Origin of the sequence: Streptomyces sp. NPDC060209 (assembly GCF_042728155.1) — a bacterium.
Lineage (GTDB): Bacteria > Actinomycetota > Actinomycetes > Streptomycetales > Streptomycetaceae > Streptomyces.
In genome coordinates, this window is record NZ_JBHWZS010000354.1 from 1 (window position 1) to 8,479 (window position 8,479).

The 8,479-nt window shown below is 72.1% G+C and carries 8 protein-coding genes; 3 read left to right on the forward strand and 5 right to left on the reverse strand.

What is annotated here, in order from left to right; all coding sequences use genetic code 11:
• Positions 1–113: 113 nt before the first annotated feature.
• The 5 genes from ACFWFI_RS37895 to ACFWFI_RS37915 form a co-directional block, all read right to left on the reverse strand.
• Entirely contained in the window at positions 114–1,610 is a 1,497-nt protein-coding gene (locus ACFWFI_RS37895; RefSeq protein ID WP_387399565.1) for a phytoene desaturase family protein, read from the reverse strand.
• A gap of 31 nt (positions 1,611–1,641) precedes the next feature.
• Positions 1,642–2,259 (reverse strand): DUF4126 domain-containing protein, encoded by a 618-nt coding sequence (locus tag ACFWFI_RS37900; protein WP_387399568.1) that lies wholly within the window; start codon positions 2,257–2,259, stop codon positions 1,642–1,644.
• A gap of 353 nt (positions 2,260–2,612) precedes the next feature.
• Positions 2,613–3,224, reverse strand: a complete 612-nt coding sequence (locus ACFWFI_RS37905) for a TetR/AcrR family transcriptional regulator (RefSeq protein ID WP_387399570.1) — start codon at positions 3,222–3,224, stop codon at positions 2,613–2,615.
• A gap of 29 nt (positions 3,225–3,253) precedes the next feature.
• The gene (locus tag ACFWFI_RS37910) at positions 3,254–5,341 is read right to left on the reverse strand and encodes a YhgE/Pip family protein (protein WP_387399572.1); all 2,088 of its coding nucleotides are present in this window, start codon (positions 5,339–5,341) and stop codon (positions 3,254–3,256) included.
• A complete protein-coding gene (locus ACFWFI_RS37915; RefSeq protein WP_387399574.1) occupies positions 5,313–6,089 on the reverse strand; it encodes an ATP-binding cassette domain-containing protein in 777 nt (258 codons plus the stop codon). The genes ACFWFI_RS37910 and ACFWFI_RS37915 overlap by 29 nt, the downstream gene beginning before the upstream one ends.
• Positions 6,090–6,258: 169 nt before the next feature.
• Here ACFWFI_RS37915 and ACFWFI_RS37920 point away from each other — a divergent pair, with 169 nt between their 5' ends.
• The 3 genes from ACFWFI_RS37920 to ACFWFI_RS37930 all read left to right on the forward strand — a co-directional run bounded on the left by ACFWFI_RS37920 (position 6,259) and on the right by ACFWFI_RS37930 (position 8,366).
• Positions 6,259–6,798 carry an SAV_6107 family HEPN domain-containing protein gene (locus ACFWFI_RS37920; RefSeq protein ID WP_387399576.1) on the forward strand — a complete coding sequence of 180 codons (540 nt, stop codon included), beginning with the start codon at positions 6,259–6,261 and terminating at the stop codon, positions 6,796–6,798.
• 102 nt (positions 6,799–6,900) lie between these two features.
• The gene (locus ACFWFI_RS37925; protein ID WP_387399578.1) at positions 6,901–7,659 is read left to right on the forward strand and encodes a class I SAM-dependent methyltransferase; all 759 of its coding nucleotides are present in this window, start codon (positions 6,901–6,903) and stop codon (positions 7,657–7,659) included.
• 302 nt (positions 7,660–7,961) lie between these two features.
• On the forward strand, positions 7,962–8,366 hold the full coding sequence (locus ACFWFI_RS37930; protein ID WP_033303312.1) for a DUF3040 domain-containing protein: 405 nt from the start codon (positions 7,962–7,964) through the stop codon (positions 8,364–8,366).
• Positions 8,367–8,479: the final 113 nt, after the last annotated feature.

The following is an 8,479-nucleotide window of genomic DNA, read 5'->3' on the forward strand; positions in this document are numbered from 1 at the left end:
AGCCCGCCCGTTACGGCACCGTATCCGACACGGGCCAGAACGTGCAGTACCGCTACTGCCCCGCTGGCGGGCCGCGGTTGTCGGGGGGCCGGCCTGACGCGCCGGCAGCGGGCTCACTGCGAGCCGCGGAAGCCGTCACCCTCCACGACGAGTCCGGCGACCAGGGCCCCGGACATCCCGGCGTGGGCCATCCCACCGCCCGGATGCGACCAGCCGCCCGCCCGGTACAGCCCCGGCAGCGGGGTGCGGTTCCCGGAGTGCAGATACGCGCCCTCCGCCCCGGCCAGGGCCGGAGCCGGCACCGAACCGCCCTCGGCGCCCGTGTCGGCCGCGGTCTCGGCAGGCGTACGGACCTCGGCGTGGACCATCCGCTCGCGGAGGCCGGGGACGGCCTCGGCGGCCCGGCCGATCACCGCGTCCGTGAACCGCTCGCGCAGCGCCGCGTCCGTCCAGTCGACCGGGCCGTGCGGCGCCACCGTCACCATCAGGGTCACCGCCTCGTGCTCCTCGTCGGGGCGGGTGGCAGGGTCGTCCGGGCGCAGCACCGTCACCGTGGGCAGCTCCGTCGTCCGGCCGCCGAACACCGCCTCCTGCTCCGCGCCCGGGTCCGCGGTGTGCACCACCGTCCGGTGCGCGGCGCCGGCCTCCCGGGCACCGCGCAGCGACAGCAGGACGAGGAAGCGGCCCGGCACCGGGGTCCCGCGCGCCCCGGCGGGCCACTCGTCCCGCACCGGCAGGAGCCCGGGCGCCGGCTGCGCGCCCAGGACCACATGATCGGCCTCCGCGCTCCCTCCGTCCGCCAGCTCGATCCCCGCCGCCCGGCCGTCCTTCTCGGACACCCGGACCACCTCGGAGCCGAAGACGAACTCCACCCTGCGGGCCAGACACCGCGCGTACACCGCGTCGGCGAGCGCGCGCATGCCCCCGGCGACGTACCAGCTGCCGAAGGTCTCCTCCATGTAGGGCAGGAGGGCGGCGGCGGCCGGGGCGCGGCGGGGGTCGAGGCCGTACGACAGGGCGTACCCGTCGAGCAGGGACGCCAGGCGGGGGTCCGCCAGCTCCCAGGCGCCCACCTCCGCCAACGTCCCCGCCTGCCGGGCCGCGCGCAACAGCCTGCGGCGGCGCACCGCGGGGTAGGGGTCACCGACCGGGATCCGGCGGTCCTCGGGCAGCGGCTCCTCCAGCAGCGGCCTGCGCGACCGGTTCCAGGCGGTACCCGCCCGGTCCAGGAAGTCCCCCCACCTGGCCCCGGCCCCCTCGCCCAGTGCCCGGTCCAGCGCGCCTACCACCCCGGCCCGTGAGGCGTTGGGCAGCGACACCGCGGTGCCGTCCGCGAAGAGATGGCGGCTCGCCGGGTCGACCTGGGTGAGCGTGACGCACTGCTCCAGGGGTTCCTTGCCCGTCTTCACGAACAGGTCGCGGTAGACAGCGGGCAGATGCAGCAGCCCGGGGCCGGTGTCGAAGACGAAGCCGTCACGGGCATACCGGCCGAGCGAGCCGCCGTAGGTCTCCGACCGCTCGTACACCGTCACCCGGTGGCCTGCCACGGCGAGCCGGGCGGCCGCCGCCATCGCGCCCGTCCCGGCGCCGATCACCGCAATTCGTGCCATGTCAGTGACCCTAAGGGGTGCCGTCGGCAGTTCATTCGTGAGGCCAGTGCCTGCCCGCTCCGGCCAGACGTCTCTCCTCGCGGCGCTGCGCCCTGCGACGCAGGAACCTGCGGATCCGGGAGGCCAGGAAGATCAGTATCACCAGGCCGAGCAGCAGCAGGACCCCGGCGGCGACGGCCGCCGCGACCGGGTTGAAGACGGCGAAGGTGATGATCCCGGCGACGCCGAGATCCTCCGCGACACTGACCCCGATGTTGCTGAACGGTTCGGGCGAGGTGTTGACCGCCATCCTGGTGCCTGCCTTCACCAGATGGCTCATCAGCGCGGTGGATCCGCCCACGGCTCCCGCCGCGAGCTCCGGCAGCGACCCGCTCTCGCCGGCCAGCAGCGCCGCGACGACCGCGCCGGTCACGGGCCTGATCACCGTGTGCGCGATGTCCCAGGCCGAGTCCACGTACGGGATCTTGTCGGCCACCGCCTCGAACAGGAACAGCACACCGGCGGTCACGAGCACATCGGTGCGCTGCAGGGACTCGGGCACCTCGTCGGTGAGACCGGTCGCGCCGAAGATGCCGAAGAGCAGGACCACCGCGTAGGCGTTGATCCCGCTCGCCCAGCCACTCGTGAACACCAGGGGGAGTACGGACACGGACGCGATCGTAGCCAGTCGGACAGGCGCCCGGGTGGGGCTTGTGCACAGGCCTGAGTATCTCTACCTAGTGCGGGAGATGAGTAGGGATGCGGATAGGCCCTCACCTGCGCAGACGGAAGAGTGGAGACCACGGAAGGGGCGCGGCGCCAGGACCGCCGGCACGGGGCGGCGGAACGGCGCGGCACCCCGGACGCAACGGGGGCGCACGACGCGGAGCTTCGGGACCACGGGGGACACGGGGTCACGGGGGAGGGCTCCGCGGCGGTACGGGACGCCGGTCCGGTGGAATTCGGGGGGATCGAATTCCACCGGACCGGCGTTTTTTCACGCGTACGGGCCGGGAAGAGACCTCAGCGTCCGCTGACCCGGCCGTGCAGCAGCAGGGACAGGGCGGAGTGCACGTCGTCGATCGTCCGCTCGGGCTGGAACGCCTGCCAGTCGAGCGCCGCCACCAGGACCATCCCGACCAGTGCGGCGGCCGTCAGCTGGATGTCGATCTCCTCGCTGAGCTCACCGCCCGCGACGCCTTCCCGGAGCACCCCCTCGACGACGGCGACGGCCTCCTGGCGCAGCACCAGGAGGGTCGACTGCCAGGCGCGGTTGGTGCGCCAGAGCTCGGCGACGTACAGCTGGGTGAAGGCCGGGTAGCGGTCGATGAAGACCAGACCGGCCCTGATCATCGCGTCCAGCGCCTCCACGCGGGTGCCGCCGCGTGCGTCCGTCGAGTCGGCGGCGGACCGCAGCGACTGCGTGAGCAGTCCGACGCCGTGCCGCAAGAGCTCCTCGAACAGCTCGGTCTTGCTCTTGAAGTTGTAGTAGACCGTGCCCTTGGCGACCCCGGCGCGCTCGGCGATCTCGTCCACCGTCGTCGCGGAGAACCCCTTCTCCGCGATGAGGGTCACCGCCGCCTCGTAGAGCTTCTGCCGGGTGACCTGGCGGCGCGTGGTGCTACTGCTGTCCATACGCACGATTCTCACAGGTCCCGGCGCGGTCACAGACTCAGCTCCGGGTGCAGCCGGTCCAGGGTCCACACCTGCTTGCGGCGGGCGGAGAGGGCGGTCAGCGCCAGCGCGCCCGCGGTGAAGGCGAGCAGCACGGCGCAGCCCTGCCAGACGGGGCCGAGCCCGCCGCCCGTGATCAGCCGGCGCAGCCCGTCCACGACGTAGGTCATCGGCAGGTAGGGGTGGATGGCCCCGAAGAACCCCGGACTGGTCTGGACGGGGTAGGTGCCCCCGGCCGAGGTCAGCTGGAGCATCAGCACCGCCAGGACGAGGATGCGGCCCGCAGCGCCGAAGCGGGCGTTGAGCCACTGCACGATCGCGGCGAAGCAGCAGGTCACCAGTGCCAGGAAGCCGATCGTGCCGGCGGCGTGCGTCATCTGCAGACCGAGCCGCCAGTGCAGCACCGACATCAGGGCGGCGACCTGGAGCAGGCCGATCGCGGCGACGGGCAGCCAGCCCGCGAAGGCGATGCGCCAGGCCGGTGCCCCGGCCGCGAGGGCCCGCCGGTTGAGGGGCTGGATCAGCATGTACGCCACCATCGCGCCCACCCAGAGCGAGAGCGGGATGAAGTACGGGGCGAAGCCGGTGCCGTAGTTGGGTGCCGCGTGCAGCGAGGAGGAGGCCAGCTGCACGGGGTCGGCCATGACACCGGTACGGGCGTCGCGGTCCTCCTTGTCGTAGTCGGGGATCTTGCCGACTCCGTCGTTGAGCCCCTGGGCGAGTGTCGCGGAGCCGTCGCCCAGCCGGTACAGCCCGCTGTTCAGGGTCTTGGCGCCCGTCTTGAGCTTCTTGACGCCGGTGTCCAGGTCCCCGGCCCCCGTCTTGGCGGTGCCGAGGCCGGTGTGGAGTGTGCCGGCGCCCTTGGCGACCTTGTGCGCCCCGGTGTTGAGCGAATTGATCTTCGACACGGCGGATTCCAGGTCCGTGTCGAGGGTCGGCGAGCGCTTCGCGAGGGCATCGGCCTGCTTCTGCAGGGTGGTCAGCTGCCCGCGGAGCTTCGTCAGGTCGCCCTTCTGGTTCGTCACCAGGGCGTTCACGTCGTCGGAGACCTCGGCGACATCCGCCGCCGCGGTCCTGGCCCGCTTCAGCTGCGGGCAGACCCCCGGATCGGGCAGCGGCTGCTCCTCGCAGCGGAGGCGGTAGACCTCGTCCAGGTCGTCGGAGGCCGTGTGGGCGGCGGCCGAGGCGGTGGGCGCCGCTTCGACCAGCAGGTCGAGGTTGTCCCGTACGGCCTTCGAGGAGTCGGCGACCAGCCGGGCGGTGTCACCGATGGCCTTGCCGTTGTCCTTCAGGAAGGGACGTACGTCCGCGGCCACCGCGTTGACCTTGTCGGCGAGCAATTGGGTGCCGTCGGCGACCTGCCGGGACCCCGATTCGAGGTCGCCGGCCCCCTTGTCGAGCTTGATCAGGCCGGAGGAGAGTGTTCCGCTGCCCGACTTGGCGGTCCTGAGCCCGTCCGCGAGGTCCTTCGAGCCCTTCTTCGCCTTCGTCAGACCGCTCTCGAGGTCGTCGGCGCCCTTGGCCGCCTTCGCGGTCGCGTCGTGCAGACCCGAGAAGTTGATGAAGATCTTGTCCAGGAAGCCGCGTGAGGCCTTGGCCGAAGCGGCGCTGCGGACCTCGGCGAACACCGTCCTGGAGATCTGCCCGACGATGTAGTTGTTCGCGTCGTTCGTCCGCACCTGAAGGGCGCCGGTCGCGGGGGAGTCCCCGGAGCTCGACGCTATGCGCTTGCTGAAGTCCGACGGCATGGTCAGCGAGAGGTAGTACGTACCGTCCTCGACGCCCCGCTCGGCCTCGGCGGAGCCGACCTCGTGCCAGTCGAAGACCTTGCTGTCGAGCAGTCGGCCGGTGATCTCGTCGCCGGCCGACAGGTGTTCACCGCCGGTGGTCGTGCCCTTGTCGTCGTTGACGAGGGCGACGGGGATGCGGTCGAGCCGTCCGTACGGGTCCCAGAACGACCAGAGGTAGAGAGCTCCGTACAGCAGGGGCAGCAGGAGGAGTGCCACGAGTGCGGCGCGTGGCATCCGGCCCCTGCCGAACCGCCGCAGCTCAAGCGCGGCCAGTCCCGGCGATCGCATCAGCCGTTTCCTTCCCGTTCGTCGTGTCGTCGCAGGGCGTGTCCGTTCCGGCCGCCGGGCGGGTGCGCACCGTCAGCGCGTCCTCCGGGGCCTCGCTGCACACGGCCAGCACCGTGGTCCCGTCGGCCGCGAGGGCGCGTAGCAGCTCCCAGGCCAGGGCGCGGTCGGCGGCGGAGAGTTTGAGGTCGGTGTCGTCCACGGCGAGGAGCCGTGGACGGCCCATCAGGGCCAGGGCGACGGACAGGCGAAGGGCCTCCAGGCGCTCCAGGTCCCGTACGGAGGTCCGTTCGGCCTTGGGCAGCGCGTCGAGGTCGAGCCCCGCGGCTTCCAGGGCGGTGTCGATCGTTGTCCGTGCCGTGGCGGCCCGCTCGGCGCGGGGGCGCAGCAGGGAGCGCGGTGAACCGTCGAAGCGGCGCCGCAGCAGGACTCGTTCCCGCAGATGCTCGGCGACGGTGAAGGAGGGGTCCAGCTCACTGACCCCGGGCACCGGGCCCAGCGCGCTGAACCGGCGTACGACGCCGAGCCGGCCCGGCAGGCGCTCGCCACCGACCTCGGCGTGCCCCTGCGTGGAACGCATCCGGCCGGTGAGCGCGAGCAGCAGACACGTACGGCCCGAGCCGGAAGGGCCCTCGACCGCGACGAGCGACCCGGGCCCGGCGGTGAACTCCACCCCATGGAAGGCCCAGCCGCGCGGACCCTTCAGTCCGAAGTCCTCGGCGCTCAGCGCCGCCCCGTGCGGGCTGTCCACGTCCCCACCCCCATTTTTGAACTGACCAGTCAGTGCAAAAAAGCTAACCCGAACTCGCGCTCGAAGCAAAGTCCCTGGTCAGGGGTGGGTTCTGAGGGATTGTCAGTGCCGGCGGTCACGATGGATACAGACGGCCACGGAGCCGTCACACGACGACAGGAGGTTCGTCATGGCCAGCTCGTCCGCAGCCGCCGCCCCGCGGCGCCGCGCAGGCAGCCCTGCCCCCTCACCGACCGGTCCGGCAACCGACGTGCACCCCGTCCTGCGCCGCGCCACGGCGCCGCCCGCCGCCCTCGACCTGCTCGCCCAGGCCCACGCCGGTCTGGACGAGGCCGCCCGGCTCGACGTGCCCAACGAGCGGTACGCCACCGCACACCTCGCCGCCCTGCGCACCGCGGCCGCCGTGCTCGCGGCTCGCGGCCGTCCGGAAACCGGCAGGCGTCACAGGGAGCGGATCCGCAGCGCCTGGGAGGTCCTTCCGGGCATCGCGCCGGAACTCACCGAATGGAGCGCCCTGTTCGCCTCGGGGGCCCGGCGCAGGGCCCGTGCTGAGGCGGGCATACCCGGCGCGGCCACCAGCCGCGACGCCGACGATCTGCTGCGCGACGCGGCCATGTTCCTGCGCCTGGTCGAGCGCCTGCTGGTCCTCCAGCCCGTCCTCCCGCAGCCCCGGAAGGACGGCCCCGGGCAGCGGCCCGACACGGAGTGACCGCGAGGGCGGTGCGAGGCAATAGGGTGGAGCGCACCCGTACCACCTGCACTGTTCACGCTCCGCCGTCCGTGGCGGCACCGTGCCGAGGAGTCAACTGCCGTGTCGGACCAGCTGCGCCCCCGTGCCTCCCTACGTACCGCCGTGGTCTGGGATGTCCTCAAGGACGCTCTCGAGCGCCAGGTCAAGGCGACCGGCAGGGAAGCCCTGGACGTGCTGGACACCGGCGGCGGCACCGGCAATTTCGCCGTGCCCGTCGCCCGGCTCGGCCACCGGGTCACCGTCGTCGACCCCAGCCCGAACGCCCTGTTCGCGCTGGAGCGCCGTGCCGACGAGGCCGGCGTCGCCGACCGGGTCCGCGGTGTCCAGGGCGACATCCTCGGCCTGTTCGAGGTCGTGGACCGCGCCGGTTACGACGCGGTCCTGTGCCACGGCGTCCTGGAGTACGTGGACGACCCCGCCGAAGGCGTACGCAACGCCGTCGACGCGCTCCGGCCGTCCGGGGCGCTCAGCCTGCTCGGTGCCGGGCTGGGCGGAGCCGTCCTGGCCAGGGCGCTCGCCGGGCACTTCTCCGAGGCCCGGCAGGCGCTGACGGACCCCGCCGGCCGCTGGGGCGACGGTGACCCCGTGCCCCGCAGGTTCACCGCCGACCAGCTCACCGGGCTGGTCGACGACGCGGGCCTCGAGATCGGCTCGGTCCACGGGGTACGGGTCTTCGCCGACCTCGTGCCGGGTGTTCTCGTGGACACCGAACCGGGCGCGATGGAGGAGCTCCTCAAGCTGGAAGCGGCCGTCGCGGAACTGCCCGCCTTCCACTCGGTGGCGACCCAGCTGCACGTTCTGGGGGAGAAGCGCGCCTGAGCCGTGACGGCGACACCGTCGGAGTACGGCCGCGAAAGCGACAGGAGCACGGCTGATCAGCAACGCAGCTGCAGACGGAGTACTGCCCAGAACACCCGATCGGGCCGCGAGCCCCGTATGATCGGGTGACACCATCCGGCATGACGGATCGGAGGTCGGGGAATCTACGCCTCAGCAGCCGAGCCGAATTGGCGGTCCGGACTGGCTATGGCTAGAGGGCGGGTTTCACGGGGGCGAATCCCTGCCTATCCTGGAAGGGCCGCATACCGGTCGCCCCCGCGGCCGACGACGAGGAGGACTCCGTGCCGCTCTCGGAGCACGAGCAGCGAATGCTCGAGCAGATGGAGCGAGCGCTGTACGCCGAAGATCCCAAGTTCGCTACAGCGCTTGAGGGAAGCGGGCTGCGCAGGTACACCCGGCGACGGGTCTACCAGGCGGTAGCCGGTTTTCTGGTGGGTATCGCGCTCCTCATGGCCGGAATGGTTTTCCAGCAGACCTGGGTCAGCGTGGCGGGATTCCTCGTCATGCTGGGCTGTGCCGTGCTGGCGGTCACCGGATGGCGCAAAGCGCCGAAGCCCGGTGAGCAGCAGCCGGCGGGGAGTGCGAGCGGGGGCGGAGGCGAACGCCGACATCCCAGGCAGCGCCGGTCGATGATGAACCGGATCGAACAGCGGTGGCAGCGTCGCCGCGACGAACAGGGCCAGTGAGCTTTCCGCTTCCCGGCCGGCGGTGGTAGCACCAGCCACCGGCCCCGGACGCGGACCGTGCACACCGAGAACTTGATGCCGGACCTCACACGTGAGGGGCGGTCGCCTCACAG

What these genes read in the sequence shown, in the direction of transcription:
- ACFWFI_RS37895 (WP_387399565.1), bottom strand. Translation starts at nt 1,610, where the DNA reads ATGGCACGAATTGCGGTGATCGGCGCCGGGACGGGCGCGATGGCGGCG.
- ACFWFI_RS37905 (WP_387399570.1), bottom strand. Translation starts at nt 3,224, where the DNA reads ATGGACAGCAGTAGCACCACGCGCCGCCAGGTCACCCGGCAGAAGCTC.
- ACFWFI_RS37910 (WP_387399572.1), bottom strand. Translation starts at nt 5,341, where the DNA reads ATGCGATCGCCGGGACTGGCCGCGCTTGAGCTGCGGCGGTTCGGCAGG.
- ACFWFI_RS37920 (WP_387399576.1), top strand. Translation starts at nt 6,259, where the DNA reads ATGGCCAGCTCGTCCGCAGCCGCCGCCCCGCGGCGCCGCGCAGGCAGC.